General features: G+C 59.1%; 13 protein-coding genes and 1 riboswitch. Of the genes, 9 read left to right on the top strand and 4 right to left on the bottom strand.

Annotation, left to right across the window (positions count from 1 at the left end; all coding sequences use genetic code 11):
* Positions 1-20 precede the first annotated feature (20 nt).
* Complete coding sequence (gene purU / locus ACRAUW_RS04050) at positions 21-857, bottom strand: formyltetrahydrofolate deformylase (RefSeq protein WP_005344188.1); 837 nt, start codon at positions 855-857, stop codon at positions 21-23.
* A 277-nt stretch (positions 858-1,134) separates the two neighbouring features.
* A riboswitch (FMN riboswitch) is annotated at positions 1,135-1,291 on the top strand.
* A 104-nt stretch (positions 1,292-1,395) separates the two neighbouring features.
* Between purU and ribB the strand changes: the two genes are divergently transcribed.
* Together ribB and ACRAUW_RS04060 are read left to right on the top strand one after the other, a co-directional pair.
* Positions 1,396-2,049, top strand: a complete 654-nt coding sequence (gene ribB, locus ACRAUW_RS04055) for a 3,4-dihydroxy-2-butanone-4-phosphate synthase (protein ID WP_193859982.1) — start codon at positions 1,396-1,398, stop codon at positions 2,047-2,049.
* A 226-nt stretch (positions 2,050-2,275) separates the two neighbouring features.
* On the top strand, positions 2,276-2,518 hold the full coding sequence (locus tag ACRAUW_RS04060; RefSeq protein ID WP_005334342.1) for an Lpp/OprI family alanine-zipper lipoprotein: 243 nt from the start codon (positions 2,276-2,278) through the stop codon (positions 2,516-2,518).
* A gap of 154 nt (positions 2,519-2,672) precedes the next feature.
* On the opposite strand, the gene ACRAUW_RS04065 is transcribed toward ACRAUW_RS04060, so the two are convergent.
* Together ACRAUW_RS04065 and ACRAUW_RS04070 are read right to left on the bottom strand one after the other, a co-directional pair.
* Entirely contained in the window at positions 2,673-3,521 is an 849-nt protein-coding gene (locus ACRAUW_RS04065; RefSeq protein ID WP_431361267.1) for a tetratricopeptide repeat protein, read from the bottom strand.
* The gene (locus ACRAUW_RS04070; protein ID WP_431361268.1) at positions 3,518-4,240 is read right to left on the bottom strand and encodes a 4'-phosphopantetheinyl transferase family protein; all 723 of its coding nucleotides are present in this window, start codon (positions 4,238-4,240) and stop codon (positions 3,518-3,520) included. Before ACRAUW_RS04070 ends, ACRAUW_RS04065 begins: the two co-directional genes overlap by 4 nt.
* 275 nt (positions 4,241-4,515) lie before the next feature.
* Here ACRAUW_RS04070 and ACRAUW_RS04075 point away from each other — a divergent pair, with 275 nt between their 5' ends.
* The 4 genes from ACRAUW_RS04075 to ACRAUW_RS04090 all read left to right on the top strand — a co-directional run bounded on the left by ACRAUW_RS04075 (position 4,516) and on the right by ACRAUW_RS04090 (position 8,756).
* Positions 4,516-5,004, top strand: coding sequence for a C40 family peptidase (locus ACRAUW_RS04075; RefSeq protein WP_431361269.1), 489 nt, complete (start codon positions 4,516-4,518; stop codon positions 5,002-5,004).
* Between the two features lie 148 nt (positions 5,005-5,152).
* A complete protein-coding gene (rlmF, locus tag ACRAUW_RS04080) occupies positions 5,153-6,124 on the top strand; it encodes a 23S rRNA (adenine(1618)-N(6))-methyltransferase RlmF (protein WP_431361270.1) in 972 nt (323 codons plus the stop codon).
* Positions 6,125-6,369: 245 nt separating this feature from the next.
* Entirely contained in the window at positions 6,370-7,095 is a 726-nt protein-coding gene (locus ACRAUW_RS04085) for a MaoC family dehydratase (RefSeq protein WP_431361271.1), read from the top strand.
* Positions 7,096-7,340: 245 nt separating this feature from the next.
* Complete coding sequence (locus ACRAUW_RS04090) at positions 7,341-8,756, top strand: SLC13 family permease (RefSeq protein ID WP_431361272.1); 1,416 nt, start codon at positions 7,341-7,343, stop codon at positions 8,754-8,756.
* Between the two features lie 264 nt (positions 8,757-9,020).
* Here the strand turns inward: ACRAUW_RS04090 and ACRAUW_RS04095 are convergent, their stop codons facing one another.
* Positions 9,021-10,871: an MOSC N-terminal beta barrel domain-containing protein gene (locus tag ACRAUW_RS04095; protein ID WP_431361273.1), complete on the bottom strand. Its 1,851-nt coding sequence runs from the start codon at positions 10,869-10,871 to the stop codon at positions 9,021-9,023.
* Positions 10,872-11,252: 381 nt separating this feature from the next.
* Here ACRAUW_RS04095 and ACRAUW_RS04100 point away from each other — a divergent pair, with 381 nt between their 5' ends.
* The 3 genes from ACRAUW_RS04100 to ACRAUW_RS04110 all read left to right on the top strand — a co-directional run.
* Positions 11,253-12,899 (top strand): NAD(P)-binding protein, encoded by a 1,647-nt coding sequence (locus tag ACRAUW_RS04100; protein ID WP_431361274.1) that lies wholly within the window; start codon positions 11,253-11,255, stop codon positions 12,897-12,899.
* On the top strand, positions 12,896-16,501 hold the full coding sequence (gene nifJ, locus ACRAUW_RS04105; RefSeq protein WP_431361275.1) for a pyruvate:ferredoxin (flavodoxin) oxidoreductase: 3,606 nt from the start codon (positions 12,896-12,898) through the stop codon (positions 16,499-16,501). The genes ACRAUW_RS04100 and nifJ overlap by 4 nt, the downstream gene beginning before the upstream one ends.
* 247 nt (positions 16,502-16,748) lie before the next feature.
* Positions 16,749-17,082, top strand: a 334-nt coding sequence (locus tag ACRAUW_RS04110; RefSeq protein WP_431361276.1) for a hypothetical protein, incomplete at its 3' end; no start/stop codon positions are given.

Genomic DNA, 17,082 nt, shown 5'->3' on the forward strand with positions numbered 1-17,082 from the left:
ATACGTGCCGTGTGGGCGGATTACTTGAAGACCACCGTCTTGTTGCCGTAGACGAACACCCGCTCGTTCAGTACCAGCTCCAGCGCGCGGCTTAGCACCGATTTCTCCACATCCCGACCCGCCTTGGCCATGTCGTCCGCACTGAAGGCGTGACCGACGTGGATCACGTCCTGTTCGACAATGGGGCCTTCATCCAGATCGTCGGTCACGAAGTGGGCGGTGGCACCGATCAGCTTGACGCCGCGATCAAACGCCTGCCGGTAGGGGCGGGCACCGATGAAGGCGGGCAGGAAGGAGTGGTGGATGTTGAGGATCTTGCGCGGATAGGCCTCGACGAAGCTCGGGGTCAGCACCCGCATGTATTTGGCCAGGATCACATAGTCAGGCTCATAGCTGTCGATAATGGCGCGCACCTGCTCTTCATGTTCGGTCCGGCTCAGACCCTCGTGACTGACGGTGTGGAACGGGATATCGAACTTGCCGGTGAGCTCGGCCAGGGTATCGTAGTTGCCGATCACCGCGACGATATCCATATCCAGCGCGCCCGCGTAGTTCTTCATCAGAATATCGCCGAGGCAGTGGGTCTCCTTGGTGACCAGGATGACGATGCGCTTCTTGCCCGCCTTGACCAGACGGCGTTGGGCCCCGGTGGGCAGGGCATCATCGAGGTCGGCCAGCAGGGTCTCGTCGTTGAAGCGCCCCTCCAGCTCGGTACGCATAAAGAAGCGGCCATTCTCGTGATCCACAAACTCATCGTTCTTGATGATGTTGAGCTGGTGCTTGTAGCAGATGTTGGTGATCTTGGCGATGAGCCCTTTGGCATCCGGGCAATCCGTGAGCAGTATTTTCTTTTCCATCTCTATCATTTTCCGTTTGTGGTGTTGGCGCTGCTGTCTGCGCCGGCAGCGTTGTTCAGGCTCTCTTTTCGGGCCCTGTTTTTTTGTTTCGGGCACTGTTTTTGGTTTCAGGCACTATGCCATAAACCGATCCGCGCCATAAAGAAATTCGCCAGTCCCGCCCTCTCGCGCTGGCGAGCGGGCCGCAGAGCGGGATCCCAGGCGCAATGTTGAAACGCTTTCAGCCTGCGGGGGATTTTGGCTGGTATCTGCAACCGTTTTTCTTTAGGCTGTCTGCGCTTATTCTCAGGGCGGGGTGCAACTCCCCACCGGCGGTATCCCGATTGACTCGGGGAGCCCGCGAGCGCCCGACTTGGCTGATTGCCGGGTCGGGGTCAGCAGATCCGGTGAGATGCCGGAGCCGACGGTCATAGTCCGGATGAAAGAGGATAAGACAGACCTTGCCGTGTTGGCCCTTGTGGGCTGGCGGTTGCACGCCCGTCTCTGTCTGCCTTTCCATGCCCTGATTCTGGTCCTTGTCTTGTTTAGGAGTTTTACCATGAATCAGTCTCTACTCAGTGAATTCGGTGATCCCGTTGCTCGTGTCGAAGCGGCCCTGTCTGCCTTGCGTGCCGGAGGCGGCGTGCTGGTGGCCGACGATGAAGATCGGGAGAACGAGGGCGACCTCATTTTCGCCGCCGAATCCATGACCAATGAACAGATGGCGCTGATGATCCGCGAGTGCTCCGGTATCGTCTGCCTCTGCTTGCCGGATGAGCGGGTTCGCCAGCTGGAACTGCCGATGATGGTGGAGGCCAACTCCAGCCACTACCAGACTGCCTTTACCGTGACCATCGAAGCGGCGCAGGGGGTTACGACCGGTGTCTCGGCGGCTGATCGCATCACCACCATCCGTGCGGCCATCGCCGACGGCGCCAAACCGGGGGATTTGCACCGCCCGGGTCATGTCTTTCCGCTGCGGGCGCGAACCGGTGGGGTGCTTACCCGCCGTGGTCACACCGAAGCGACGGTCGATCTGATGCAGCTGGCTGGTCTCAAACCGTTTGGTGTGTTGTGTGAGCTGACTAAAGAAGATGGCTCGATGGCCCGTCTGCCAGACCTGGTTGCGTTCGGTCGCAAGCACCGGATGCCGGTGCTGACCATCGAGGATCTGGTGCAATATCGTCAATTGTTGTCAGAACGAACAGCCTGAGCCTCATACGAAATTGTATTAAGGCAAAAATTTGGTTAGTCTTTGTCCGTGTCCTCATCGCACGGCACTCATTTTTTGGACGAAACTGGACAAAAACTGTTCATTCAAAAAAAAATGAGGGTTTTAATGCATTTATCTGTGGTGGGGACTATGCAAAGTATGATTTTTTTGTGCCATAATCACGCCGCTTGCTAAACGTCTGGCGAGTTCAAGGGAGCTTTAAAAAATGAAAAAATTGTTGTTGGTAGGTGTTGTTGGTCTGTCCGCTCTGCTGGGCGGTTGTGCAAACACCAGCGAACTGGAAACTTCCGTTCAGAATCTGTCTAACAAAGTTGACCAACTGGCTCAAGATGTTAGCGCAGTTCGTGCTGATCAGTCCAAAATCGCTGCTGATGTTGCCGAAGCCAAGCAAGAAGCTATGCGTGCTAACCAGCGCATCGACAACATGGCTACTTCCTACAAGAAGTAATCCATGCGAAAAAAATGGCGCAGTTTTGCGCCATTTTTTTACCTGAAATTCACCGTATCTCTACTATTCCCACAGTACCTTCTTCGTTCTTGACCCATAAGGTCATGCCGGTCTCCCGGCACGCCCCCATCATTACCAGCCAGTTCGATTCCGATCAGTAGAGCAGACTATAGAGTTTGCGACGGTAGCTCTGCGCCGTTGGTGTGCTGCCCATGGTCGCCAGCATGTCAAGATAGGTCTTTCTGGCATCGCCGAATGCCAAATCCCGCTTGAGGATTGTCAGCAGCAGTTCCAACGCCTCTTCCTGACGGCCAGCCTGGTTGTATTGCACCGCCAACTCCTGAGTCAGGACAAAATCATCGGGTTGTTCTGCATGACGGGCTTCCAGTGCGCGAAGCTCCGGGCTGTCTGCCGCTTGCAGGGCCAGCGCGAGCCGTGAGCTCAGGGTATGGAAGTGGCTATCCTGCGCCGCCATCGGGATGGAGCCGAGGCGCTCCTGCGCTTCATCCAGCAGGTTGAGGTCGAGCGCAGCTTGAATGAGCCAGAGGCTGATATCGTGACGTTCAGGAGCCAGCTGGTGTGCCTTGGTCAGATGGGCATAGGCGATGCTGGGCTGCTCGTCAGCCAGTGCTTGTTGCCCCTTGGCCAGCAACTCTTCCTCTTCTTTGGGGGCGAAGGCGGCAAAATACTGGCGCAGGGTGGCTTCATCCTGCGGTCCTTCGATGATCCCCTGTTCGTCAGGGCGACCCTGATGGAACAGCACCAATGCGGGCAGGGCGCGCAGGCCGAGCTGGCTGGCCAGCGGCTGCAGCTGGGGATCGTTCATATCCACCTTGGCCAGGGTGACCTGCTCATTGGCGGGCCCAACCAGTGATTCGATCAGCGGTGTCATCCCCTGGCACTCCGGCATCTGCGGAGCATGGAAATAGATGACGACCGGCTTCTTCATGGAGGCATCGATCAGTTCTGCGTGAAAATTTTGGGGAGTAATGTCGACGATCATGAGTTGGACTCTTCAGAAAGGGTGTTGAGTAACATGGGGTTAAGCGAGTGGCAATTCAAGCGCTCATCCAGCCGGTAAAACGTGACGGGGGTTGTCGCGGCAGCGAGACTGAGCCAGCCGCTGGCAAAGGGCCAATCCTGTACCTGATAAGGGGTGTCATCGAGCCGGTTGTCGAGTCGCCATCCTTGCTCCGGGAGAAAACGTACCTTCTCGAGCCCGGCGGCCAGGCCGCCACCATGGGCTTTCAGCACCGCCTCCTTGCGCGACCAGAGCCGATAGAAGGCGCTTTCCTGCGCTTGAGCGGGCAGCACGCAGAGCCACTCATATTCACTCTGTGCATAAAAGCGGCGGGCCAGAGGGAGGGGGGGATGCCGTCGTTTGCCCAGTTCGATATCCACACCAAGCGGCCCCTGCGAGCAGAGTGCCAACACCAGCCAGCTGCCACTGTGGCTCAGATTGAACTGCCAGCTGTCATCGTGCAGCCGGGGCTTGCCGTGGGGGCCGTTGCAAAATTGCAGGCTGGCGGCAGGTTGTTGCAGTCGCTTGGCCAACAGCTGGCGCAGCAGGGAGCGGCTCACCAAGTATTCCTGACGTCGTGCAGGATGGGTCATGGTTTGCCAGATATGCTGCTCATCGGTTGATAACGATTCAGGCAATCGTGCGAGCAGTTCTTGGCATACCCTGGCCGGTTTTAACAAAAAAAGATCGATGTCGATCATATTTTTTCACTTTAAAAAGGTGCTGAAACAGGGATAAAAGCCAGTTATCTATGAGGCCCATGGCCTTTTTTGCGATTGTATATTGTTTGGGCATGATCACATTAATTATGAAAAATCGTGCATTTACTTGCAAAAATGTGAGCTCGATAGGGATTTTTGCTTGCCTCGATAGAATTCTTGGATATAGTCGGGTGCTGTTGCCTTATAAATTGCCTTTTGGGGCCGTATTTTAACAAAATTTACTATTTAGCGGGGATAAAGGATTGCGCCACCTGATGCTACTGCTGGTCGCACTCGGAATGGTGGGTTGTGCCTCGGCACCCCAACCCGAGGTCGCGAGCAAGATCGAAGTTTCCATGATGGAACCTGTCATCGAACCGGAAGCTTCCCAGACACCCGATGTGAATGAAATCCTGACAGTATATAAAGAGTGGCGTGGTGTTCCATATAGAATGGGTGGCAGTAGCCAGCGTGGTATCGATTGTTCCGCCTTTGCCCGTGAAGTGTTCCGCAATGCTGTCGGTGTTGAATTACCCCGTGACACCCGCTCCCAAGTCCACGAAGGGACGCGCGTTTCCAAGCAGGAGCTGGTTGAGGGGGATCTGGTCTTCTTCAAAATCAATCGTCGTCTCAACCACGTGGGTATCTATGTTGGCAATGGCGAATTCATCCACGCCTCTACCCGTGTCGGAGTGACTCGCTCCAAGCTGGATAGTCAATACTGGCGCAGCAAGTTCTGGCAAGCTCGCCGGATCGATATCTGAGTCAGGCTGGACAAACGGCTCGCAGTACGGACTGTTTTTCCAACCTCACTTGAACCGGGCTCGATAGCCCGGTTTTTTATTGCCGTTGTTTAGACTTTCCCGAGTCAAATCACTATAGTGTGGGCCCGTTTTCTTCGGCAGGCTCAGCATGAAACCCCGCATTCCATCAGCCGGTGGCCCCAAGTCGGGTGATCGCAAATCCGGACTTCACTCCCGTAATCGCCATCAGGCGGGTTACGACTTTGAGGCACTCTGTTTGCGAACCCCCGAGTTGGCGGCCCACCTCTTTATCAATGAGTACGGCATCCGCACCATCGATTTTGCCAATCCTGATGGGGTGAAGATCCTTAATCAAGCTCTGTTGGCTCACCACTACGGGATTACCCACTGGGACTTGCCTGCCGGTTACCTCTGCCCTCCTATCCCGGGACGGGTGGACTACCTGCACCGGGTTGCCGATCTGCTGGCCGAGAGCGCAGGTCAGGTTCCAACCGGCAAGGGGGTAAGGGTGCTGGATATCGGGGTGGGGGCAAACTGCATCTATCCGCTGCTGGGTGCCCGCGAGTATGGCTGGCGTTTTGTGGGATCGGATATCGACCCGGTCTCGGTCAAGGCGGCCACCCTGCTGGCCAGGAGCAACGGGCTCGGCAAGCAGATTGAGTGCCGCCTGCAGGGCAACCCCAACCATGTGTTTCATGGCATCATAGGGCCGAAGGAGCGCTTTGCCCTGACGCTGTGCAATCCGCCGTTCCATGCATCGCTGGAGGAGGCGAGGAGGGGAACGGAGCGTAAGCTGCGCAATCTGGGCAAGGAGGTGAAGGGCGCACCTGTACTCAACTTCGGTGGCCAGAAGGCTGAGCTCTGGTGCGAAGGGGGCGAGGCGGCGTTTCTGGCCAACATGATTGCCCAGAGCAAGGAGGTTGCCACTCAGTGCCTCTGGTTCAGCTCGCTGGTGTCGAAAAAAGAGAACCTGCTGGGGGCGAAAAAAGCGTTGAGCCGGGTGGGGGCGTGTCAGGTACGGGTGATCGACATGGCGCAGGGCAACAAGGTGAGCCGGATCCTCGCCTGGTCCTTCCTGGATGAAGAGGGATTGCGTAGCGGCTGGTCGAGCGCGCGCTGACCTCCCACCACAAGGCCCGATGAGGGCCTTTTTTCATCATATTCCTTGCAAATTTCCCCTGTTGGCGGCATCTCTGGCCATCAAACATATCATTGGCAGATCGTGCTGATTTATATTGGATAAGTGGTTATTTCCGCCTTGGTACAGTTGTACGCCGAGATTTTTTTGCACTTACAGCTGAAACTTTAATAAAATAGGACTGGTTAGACCTCTTTACTGGCATTGGATCAAATAGGGATCGGTAGATGAAAGTTGTCGATTTTCTGAAGCGCAAGAGCGAAATTCTGGCGCAGCACCCCTTTGAGCTCAAGGATTGGCTCTCTCCGGCGATCCGCGACTACTGGCGTGAATTTCAGCAAAAGGCGCATCTTCATCCTTTGCTGGGACGAGTGCTGGAGTTGCAAGCCGAGCCCCGGAATGAGCAGCAACAGGATGCAGCAACCGTGGCACATGTGGCTAACGGTCAGCCTGCCGTGGTGCAGGATCCTGTCATCGAGCTGGAGGGCGAAGCCGCTGTACTTTATGCCGAACTGCAGGGCAAGATTGGCGAAGAGACCCATGTGGGCGAGTGGCTGCATATCAGCCAGCAGATGATCGATCAGTTTGCGGCAGTGACCGGGGATTACCAGTGGATCCATACAGATCCCGATCGTGCGGCCGCCGAGTCGCCCTTCAAGACGACCATTGCGCACGGTTTCCTGACCCTGGCGCTGTTGCCCCAGTTGACCGGCTCGGTCGATGAGGCCACCCCCGAGTTCCCGACCGCCCGTATGGTGGTGAACTTCGGGCTGGATCAGGTACGTTTTCCGTACCCCATCAAGGTGGACAGCAACATCCGTGCCCGCACCAGGCTGGCCAGGGTCACCCCCATCAAAGGGGGGGTGGAGCTGCTCAAAGAGATCAAGGTTGAGATCGAAGGGATCCGCCGTCCTGGGTGTGTCATCGAGTCGGTGACCCGTATCTACTTCTGATCTCCCTCATCGGCATGAATGGTGAAACGGGCCCGCTGTCGTGTGCAACGAACAGCGGGCTCGTTTTTTTGCCTGTTTGTTGCAAGGGTTGAAGCGTTAGTCATAGCGCGCCGACCCCTGCTTGATATGACTCACAAAACGGTGCGCCGTGCAGTTAGCCAGCTCTCATTTTGGCGAGTTGGCCGCGTGAGGCGATAGCATGTTATGCCACTATTAGCTTCTTACTCCCGATCCTGGAGACAATAGTGCCCATCAATAACAAGATTATTCTGCCACTGCTGCTGAGCCTCACCATTCTGCTGATCCCGACCCATTGGATCCCGCTGGAGGGGATCACCGTTATCGAGCAGCGGGTGGTCGCTATCTTCGTGCTGGCAGCGCTCTGTTGGATCCTGGAACCCATTCCCATCTTTGCCACATCTGTGCTGATCATAGTGTTGGAGCTGCTGCTGCTCTCCGACAAGGGACTCTGGTTCATGACTGCCGACAAGGCAGAGCCGGGGTTTGGTGAGCTGCTCAAGTCGACCGAGGTGATGGCGACCTTTGCTTCGCCGGTCATCATGCTGTTTCTCGGTGGTTTTTTCCTCGCCATTGCGGCGACCAAATACCATCTGGATGTCAATCTGGCGCGAGTGCTGCTGCGACCGTTCGGTCAGGATCCCCGGATCGTCATGCTGGGGCTGATGCTGATCACCGCCACCTTCTCCATGTTTATGAGCAATACCGCCACCACCGCCATGATGCTGGCCATCCTCACTCCGGTGCTGGCGGCCTTTCCCGACAAGGATCCGGCCAAAGTCGGCTTTGTGCTGGCTATTCCGCTGGCAGCCAACCTCGGCGGGATCGGCACTCCCATCGGCACCCCGCCCAACGCGGTGGCCCTCAAATACCTGACCGGCGAGCATGCTATCTCGTTCGGGCAGTGGATGGGATTTGCGGTGCCCTTCGTGGTGCTGCTGTTGCTGCTCGGCTGGTTCCTACTGGGACGCTTCTTCCCGAGCACCCTCAAGCGAATGGATCTCAAGATTGAGGGGCGCTTTATGCAGACCCCTCGTGCCTGGGTGGTCTACCTCACCTTTATCACTACCATAGTGCTCTGGCTGTTGGGGGATCTGCACGGCATGAGCTCCTACGTGGTCGCCATGATCCCGGTGGCTGTGTTCCTGACCACCGGCATCATCACCAAGGACGATCTGCACAAGATCTCCCTCGATGTGCTCTGGCTGGTCTCGGGCGGTATCGCTCTGGGGCTGGCATTGGAGGACTCCGGGTTGGCCGAGCGGCTCATCACCCATATTCCGTTCCACGAATACTCCACGCTGGCGGTGCTGGTCGGCGCCTGTCTGCTGGCGGTGGTGATGGCCAATTTTATGTCCAATACTGCAACCGCCAACCTGCTGCTGCCACTGGTGGCGGCACTGGCGGTCAGCATGCCGGAGGTGGCCGAGTGGGGTGGCAGTCATACCCTGATCCTGGCGGTCACCATTTCTGTTTCGCTCGGGATGTCGCTGCCCATCAGTACCCCGCCCAATGCGCTGGCCCACGCCACCGGTCTGGTGGCGAGCCACCAGATGGTGCGCATCGGCGTCATCATGGGGTTGGTGGGCACCCTGCTGGCGATGGTATGGATCTACCAGATCGCCGCCTGGGGGCTGATATGACTGTAACGGGGTGCTATCAAGAGCTGGGGAGGGGTGTCCGGTCGTCGAGCAAATAGAGGGAGAGCCTCGCCGAGCACCTGACCGTGCTCATGGCTCTACCCCGGATATGAAGATCCGAAGTCGGTAGAAATGGCTTCGGATTTTTATTTATCTCGACTGGCAGAGATGCTGCACTGCTTCGAGGAGCTTAGGCCCAATCCTGATGGATGGCATGTGAACCAACACCGCTCTCTCTTGCCGTGAAGAGGCGTTAACGCGATTCGATCACCGGATCACCAAGTCGGTGAGCGGTACGGCGCAGCAGGTGAGGATCTTGCCCTCCGCCCGCTCGGCGGCGGTGATGGCGGGGGCGTTGGGGTGATCCACCTCGCCCGCGAGCAACGTCTGCTTGCAACTGCCGCAGATGCCGGCGCGGCAGCTCCAGGGCAGCTCTACGCCTTGCTTGTTGGCCTGATCCAGCACCGTGCCCTGATTGTTGCCAGTAAAGGCTTGGGCGCCGATACGCAGTTGCACCACCTGATGGGGGCGAGCCACCGAGAGAATAGCGCCGCCAAAACTCTCCTGTTTAAGACGTGCGGCCGGAACGCCGAGGGCTGCAACTTTGGCGGCAGCATCGGCCATAAAGCCGTGGGGGCCGCAGATAAAGACCTCTTTTTCGGCCAGCCCTTTGACCAGTTGCAGATGCTCATCATTGAGTCGCCCTTTCTGCCCCTGCCAGTGATTGTCCGGCTGGCTCAGGATTATGGTGAGGGTCATCCCCTGCAGCGCCATGGCATGCAGTGCGCTGGCGGCGGGAATGTCCGCTTCGCTGCGGCACAGGTGCATAAAGTGAACCTCTTCCAGCTCCCCGCGTAGCGCCAGGGTGCGGGCTATCGCCAGCATGGGGGTGACGCCGGAGCCTGCGGAGAGCAACAGGAGGTTGCGCTCGGACCCTAAGTGAAACTCGCCTGCGGGGTTGGCGGCCAGCAGCCGGTCGCCCACCTGCAGTTGCTGGTGCAGCCAGTGGGAGATGCGACCACCCTCCACCTTCTTGACGCTGATACTGTAACGCTCCGGGTGATCTGGCGTAGAGCTCAGGGTATAGCGCCGCTGGATCCGCTCGTTTTTGATATCAAGGCTGATGGGCAGATGCTGGCCCGGCAGGTAGTCAGGCAGCGGCTCGCCATCGGCCGCCTCGAACCAGAAGGTCTCCAGATCTCGCGCCAGCGGTTCGCGGGCCACACAGACCAGCTCCCGTTTCTTCGGTGCTGCGTTGGGGTAAACAGGGGGACGTGTCGTCTCAAGCACCTCGATCTCGCTGCCAGCCTCAATCCATCCCTCGTTTAGCGCTACCAGATTCTGGCCGAAGTAGACCTCGCCATCCTCGCCACGGCGGTAGCGGGTGAGGGTGGCCAGCGGCTCTTTCAGCGCGTTGAAACGATCTGAGCCTGCTTCCACCGTGGTCATGATGCAGCGGCTGCAGGGTTTGACCACCTTGAATTCCACTTCGCCGATGCGGATACGCACCCAGCAATCCTCCTCGAAGGGCTGGGTATTACTTGCCACCAGATTGGTACGGAACTGGCTCATCTGGTGCAGGGCATCGGAGCGCAGATTGAGATCCTCAAGGGAAGCCTGGCTTATCAGCAGCAGCGGATAACCGTCGGCAAAGCTGACCCGGGTGCCGGTCTTTTCACGAAAGCGATCAGAGGTTTCACCCAGCCAGAGCAGTTGCACCGTCTCCCCTGCCACCCGGCTTAGCCATCCATCGGCTTTGGGGTCGGTGTGCAGGGCGGTGAAGCGGTCGCTCCAGACTCCGGTAGCTTGCGGGACGCGGCTGAAGTCGGCCTCTTGCAGGGTGAGCGGTTCAAAGCCCGGATAGCGCAGTTGCAAGCCCCCTTCGATGGGGGTGGCCACGACCTGTTGCAGTTGGGGATGGGTACGGGCGGTGATAAAGGTGCCGTCCGGTTTGACCACCATGTAGCGGCGATCCCCGGCGAGTCCCTCTTCGGTCACCCGGGCGCGAGCCAGCGGCATGCCTGCTGTCGATTTGATGGGGTAGAGGTGAATGCTGTCTAGCCAGGGCATCTTCATATCCTTGTGACGCGGCGAGATCGCCTGGAAAAAGGGGAACATAACGGTTCCAACAGCGAGGGGCAATCTCTTTGAGGGGGGGCAGAGAAGCGGGTTCGATAGATGCAGTTTTTTTTGCAAATAATCGCAGAGGGGCAACCGGGCTATCCGGTTTTTGCCCGCTTGGACACAAGCTTGGCGAGGTGAGGAGTAGAGTCAAGCGGGAAAGATGTTATCCCGGTCACGTTCTGTTTGAAATCACCCATTTAATGCAACATTTTTTGATCCTGATTCGCTAATCAGTACGAAAAAGCGGCCATTATCGACTCAGTTCCCAGTTTCTAACGCTTTCGCTTCTTCCTCATCCGGCCACCGTCCGCCTCGGCTACACGGTATCAAGCGCCATCGGGTGGGGCCTGTCACACAAAAAGAAGAAAGCAATGTATGAGCAAACAACTGGACATGACCCCATTGCCGGATCTCTCCCTGAAAACGGGAACAGGCCCGGTGCGTACCCGGCTACCCGTTTGGCGGCCGGCCCTGCCACCCTGCAATCACGCCTGCCCGGCCGGAGAAAATATCCAGGCCTGGCTCTCTTTGGCGCAGGCCGGCCGCTTTGAGGCGGCTTGGCAGACCCTGATCGAAGAGAACCCCTTGCCCGCCATTCATGGCCGGGTCTGCTATCACCCCTGCGAGAGCGCCTGCAACCGCGGGCAGGTGGATGAATCCGTCTCCATCCACGCCATCGAGCGTTTTCTCGGCGACGAGGCGCTGGTCCATGGCTGGCTGCCTGCAACCCCCGCGCCTGCCAGCGGCAAGAAGGTGCTGGTGATCGGTGCCGGGCCCTCCGGCCTCTCCTGCGCCTGGCACCTCAACCGGCTCGGCCATCAGGTGGAGATCCGCGAAGCGGGGCCGCTGGCCGGCGGCATGCTGCGCTTCGGTATTCCCGCTTACCGCTTGCCCCGTGATGTGCTGGATCGGGAGGTAGCCCGCATCGTGGCGGCCGGGGTGACGCTGACTCTCAACCACAAGGTGGAGGATGTGCTGCGCGAGCGCGACGAGGGGGGCTTTGACGCCGTCTTTATGGCCATCGGCGCCCATCTGGCCAAGCGGGTCGATATTCCGGCTCGGGAGGCGGGCAAGATCCTCGATGCGGTGAGCTTCCTCGAACAGGCCAGTCTGGCCGAAGAGCAGGGCTTGCCGCCGCCCAAACTGGGACGACGGGTAGCCATCTACGGCGGTGGCAACACAGCCATGGACGCGGCCCGCACCGCCCGCCGCCTCGGGGTCGAGGAGGCGATGATCATCTACCGCCGCGACCGGGACCATATGCCGGCCCACGCCTTTGAAGCCGATGAGGCCGAGGAAGAGGGGATCAAGATCAACTGGCTGCGCAGCATCCGTCAGCTCGACAACACCCATATCGAGGTGGAGGTGATGGCACTGGATGCCGAGGGCAAGCCGGTGCCCACCGGCAAGTTTGAAACCCTTGAAGCGGACTCCCTTATTCTGGCGCTCGGTCAGGAAGTTGATTTGAGCGTGCTGGAGAGCATCCCCGGCGTACGGGTCAACAAGGAGGGGGTGGTGCAGGTGGCGGGCAACCTGATGACGGATGTGCCGGGTCTGTTTGCGGGCGGCGATATGGTGCCCTCCGAACGCACCGTCACCATCGCCACCGGCCACGGCAAGAAGGCGGCGCGCCACATGGATGCCTGGCTGCGCGGTCGCCACTACCAGAAGATGGTCTCCTACCCGCTGGTGGGGCCGGAGCAGTTGCAACTCTGGTTCCAGACCCATGCGCCCGCCAGCAGTCAGCCGGTCAAACCGACGTGGGCACGGGACGACTTTGGCGAGATCATCGGCGGGCTGGATGAGGTGGCCGCCCGCTACGAGGCGGCGCGCTGCTACTCCTGCGGCAACTGCTTCGAGTGCGACGGCTGCTACGGCAGTTGCCCCGAGCAGGCCATCGCCAAGCTGGGGCCGGGCAAGGGCTATCAGGTGGATGCCGAGCGCTGCACCGGCTGCGGTGCCTGCCACGACCAGTGCCCTTGTCATGCCATCCTGCTGCGCCAACCGGAGGAGTCCCAATGAAACATGAATTGATCATGGTCGATGGCAACGAAGCCGCGGCCCGGGTGGCGTACCAGCTGAGTGAAGTGTGTGCCATCTACCCCATTACCCCGAGCTCGACCATGGCCGAACTGGCCGATGCCTGGGCGGCGGAGGGGCAGACCAACCTGTGGGGCAACATCCCCACCGTGGTAGAGATGCAGAGTGAAGGGGGGGCGGCTGGCACGGTACACGGCGCCCTGCAGGCGGGGGCGCTCGCCACCACCTTCACCGCCAGTCAGGGGCTGATGCTGATGCTGCCCAACATGTACAAGATCGCCGGTGAACTGACTTCGGCGGTGTTCCATGTGGCGGCCCGCTCGCTGGCGGCGCAGGGGCTGTCGATTTTTGGCGATCATCAGGATGTGATGGCGGCGCGTAGCACCGGCTTTGCCATGCTCGCCTCCGGCTCGGTGCAGGAGGCGCAGGACTTGGCCTTGGTCGCCCATAGCGTCACCTTGCAATGCCGGGTGCCCTTTATCCACTTCTTCGACGGGTTCCGTACCTCCCACGAGGTGAACAAGATCACCGCTCTGCATCGGGATGAAATTCGCGCCCTTATCGACAACGACTGGGTGCGCGCCCACCGTGCGCGGGCCCTCAACCCGGATCATCCGGTGATGCGCGGCACCGCCCAGAACCCGGATACCTATTTCCAGTCCCGCGAGAGCGTCAACCCCTTCTACGAGGCGGTACCGGCGCGGGTGCAGCAGTGCATGGACAACCTCGGCGAGCTGACCGGTCGCCACTACCGGCTGGTGGAATACCACGGCGCGCCCGATGCCACCGATGTCATCGTGCTGATGGGCTCGGGGGCCGCCACCGCCCGCACCACAGTGGATTGGCTCAACCAACAGGATCGCAAGACCGGAGTCTTGGTTGTGCGCCTCTATCGCCCCTTCCCGGTACAGGCGTTGCTCGATGCGCTGCCGCAGAGCGTGCGGCGCATCGCCGTGCTGGATCGCACCAAGGAGCCGGGGGCGGGTGGCGAGCCGTTGCTGCTGGATGTGCAGAGCGCGCTCATCGACGGCTTGCAGCGCGGCCTTATCAAGCGGCTGCCTTGGCTCAGTGGCGGTCGCTACGGCCTCTCTTCCAAAGAGTTCACCCCCGCCATGTGCGCGGCGGTGTTCGAGGAGCTGGCATCCGATGCGCCGCGCCCGCGCTTTACCGTGGGGATAGTGGATGATGTGTCGGGCCTCAGTCTGGCCTGGCACCCCATAGGCGATCTGGAGCCCGCCAGTCGGGTGCGGGCGCTCTTCTTCGGCCTTGGTGCCGACGGCACGGTGGGCGCCAACAAGAACAGCATCAAGATCATCGGCGAGCTGGAGGGGTTCCACGCCCAGGGCTACTTCGTCTACGACTCCAAGAAGTCGGGCTCGCGCACCGTCTCCCACCTGCGCTTTGGCCCCGAGCCCATCGACGCCCCCTGGCTTATCGAGCAGGCGAGCTTTATCGGCTGCCACCAGTGGGGTTTTGTCGAGTCGGTCGATCTGCTGGAACATGCCGCCGAAGGGGCGACCCTGCTGCTTAATGCCCCCTGCGAGGCTGACAAGGTGTGGGGCCAGCTGCCCGAGCGGCTGCGCGCCCGTATCCGCGCCCTCGATATCCGCCTCTACTGCATCGATGGTGATCGGGTGGCCGAGCGCAACGGTATGGGCAATCGCATCAACACCATCATGCAGACCTGTTTCTTCGCGCTGGCTGGCATCTTGCCGCGGGATGAGGCGATTGCGCTGATCAAGGAGAGCATCGAGAAGAGCTATGCCCGCAAGGGGCCCGAAGTGGTCGAGCGCAACTTCGCGGCGGTGGACGACACCCTGGCCCACCTCCATCAGGTAACCATCCCGGCCGGTGAGGAGCAGATCAGCGACTATCCGCTGCCATTGGCGCCCGGCGGCAGTGAGTTTGTCCAGCGGGTCACCGGCGAGATGCTGGCGGGGCGCGGCGATCTGATCCCGGTCTCCATGCTGCCGGTGGATGGCACTTACCCCACCGCCACCAGCCGCTTCGAGAAGCGCGATATTGCCCGCGAGATCCCGATCTGGCACTCCGATATCTGCATCCAGTGCGGCAACTGCGTCTTTGTCTGCCCCCACGCGGCGCTGCGGGCCAAGTTCTACCATCAGGACTGGCTGGCGACCGCCCCCGAGGCGGCGCAGTCGGTGCCCGTCACCGCCAAGGGCTTCCCCGATAGCCGCTACACATTGCAACTCTATCCGGAAGATTGCACCGGTTGTGGCCAGTGTGTGCAGGCCTGTCCGGTACGGGCCGGAGCGGATGCCCGCCATCAAGGCGAGAGTGTTGAAGGGGAACGCCATGAAGGCGAGCGCGCCATCACCATGATGGACAAGGCGCCCCATCTGGCTGGTCAGAAACAGGCGCTGCGCTGGTTCGAAAGCCTGCCGTGGCCGGCTCGCGATCGGGTGGATTTCTCCACGGTGCGTGGTGCCCAGTTCCTCGAACCCCTGTTCGAGTTCTCCGGCGCCTGCGCCGGTTGTGGCGAGACCCCCTATCTCAAGCTGCTGACACAGCTGTTTGGTGATCGCATGCTGGTGGCCAACGCCACCGGCTGCTCCTCCATCTACGGCGGCAACCTGCCGACTACGCCGTGGGCCAAGAACGGCGAAGGGAAGGGGCCGGCCTGGTCGAACTCCCTGTTCGAGGACAACGCCGAGTTTGGCTTTGGTTTTCGTCTCACCGCCGATCAGCATCACGGTCAGGCGGTGGCGGCCCTCGAAGCGATGAAGGGGGAGCTGGGCGCAGAGCTGGTCGATGCCCTGATTAGCGCCCCGCAACGGCTGGAGTCGGAGATCCGTGCCCAACGCACCCGGGTGGCGCAAGTGCGGGAGCGGCTGGAAGAGGTGAAATCCGGCAAGGCTCGCGAGCTGCTGTCGCTTATCGACCAGCTGGTGCGCCGCTCGGTCTGGATCATCGGCGGCGATGGCTGGGCCTATGACATCGGCTCATCAGGGCTCGACCATGTGCTCGCCTCCGGCCGCGATGTGAACGTGCTGGTGATGGATACCGAGGTCTACTCCAACACTGGCGGCCAGATGTCGAAATCGACCCCGCTCGGCGCCGTCGCCAAGTTCGCGGCGGGAGGCAAGACGCTGGCCAAGAAGGATGTGGCGCTGCAGGCCATCTCCTACGGCAACGTCTATGTTGCCCGCATCGCCTTTGGTGCCAACCCGCAGCAGGCGCTGCAGGCCTTGCGTGAGGCCGAGGCCTATCCGGGCCCGTCGCTTATCATCGCCTACAGCCACTGTATCGCCCATGGTATCGATATGGAGTTTGGCCTGACTCAGCAAAAACGCGCCGTGGCCTCTGGTCACTGGCCGCTGATGCGCTACAACCCGGTATTGCGCCACGCGGGGCAGAACCCCTTCAGCCTCGACAGCCTGCGCCCCTCCATTCCCCTTGCTGAATATCGGCAGGAGGAGACCCGTTATCGGGTATTGGCCCAGAGCCATCCGGAGGAGGCCGAGCGGCTGATGCAGGTGGCGCAAAAAGTGGCGTGGCAGAAGTGGGCCACCTACGAGGAGATGGCCACCCGCGAAGCCAGCCATTTCCATCCGCCGGTGTGAGGATTGGGGTGAGTGAAATATAATCAAGCGGGCCATAGGCCCGCTTTTTATATCGGCAGAATATCAATCACTAATAAAGGCGTAACATTTATTTATTCGACAGCAAGCTCGGCTAGTGTGATAATAAAACGCATTAAAAACAACAATGCTACTGACTCATCATGTTCTTGAAAGTCAGAAAAAGTGTAAAGGTTATATGTTGTTACATCGCAGTTTCTTATAGAGAATTTCTACACTAGGAAAGGATATGGAAAAATTTGCAGTGTTGGTTGGAAACGACATAAATAATGTTGGCTCAGGTCATTCATGGAGCGATTTACTTACTAGCCTAACAAAATACTTATCAATTTCAGTTGATTTTGAACAAGATAAGCCATTCCCATTAGCATATGAGGAAATTTATTTTAAAGCAGTGAGAAAAGGAATTCATACTGAAAGTGATATTAAGAGATTTGTGGCTAAACACGTTGGAAATATAAATCCAAGCTTTATCCATAAGGATATAGTTGGTTTGAATGCAAGTGATATAATAACTACCAATTATGATTTGTCTCTTGAGTCAACCCTAACTGAAAATATAA

Source organism: Aeromonas sp. (genome assembly GCF_050633025.1).
In the GTDB taxonomy this organism is placed as follows: domain Bacteria; phylum Pseudomonadota; class Gammaproteobacteria; order Enterobacterales; family Aeromonadaceae; genus Aeromonas.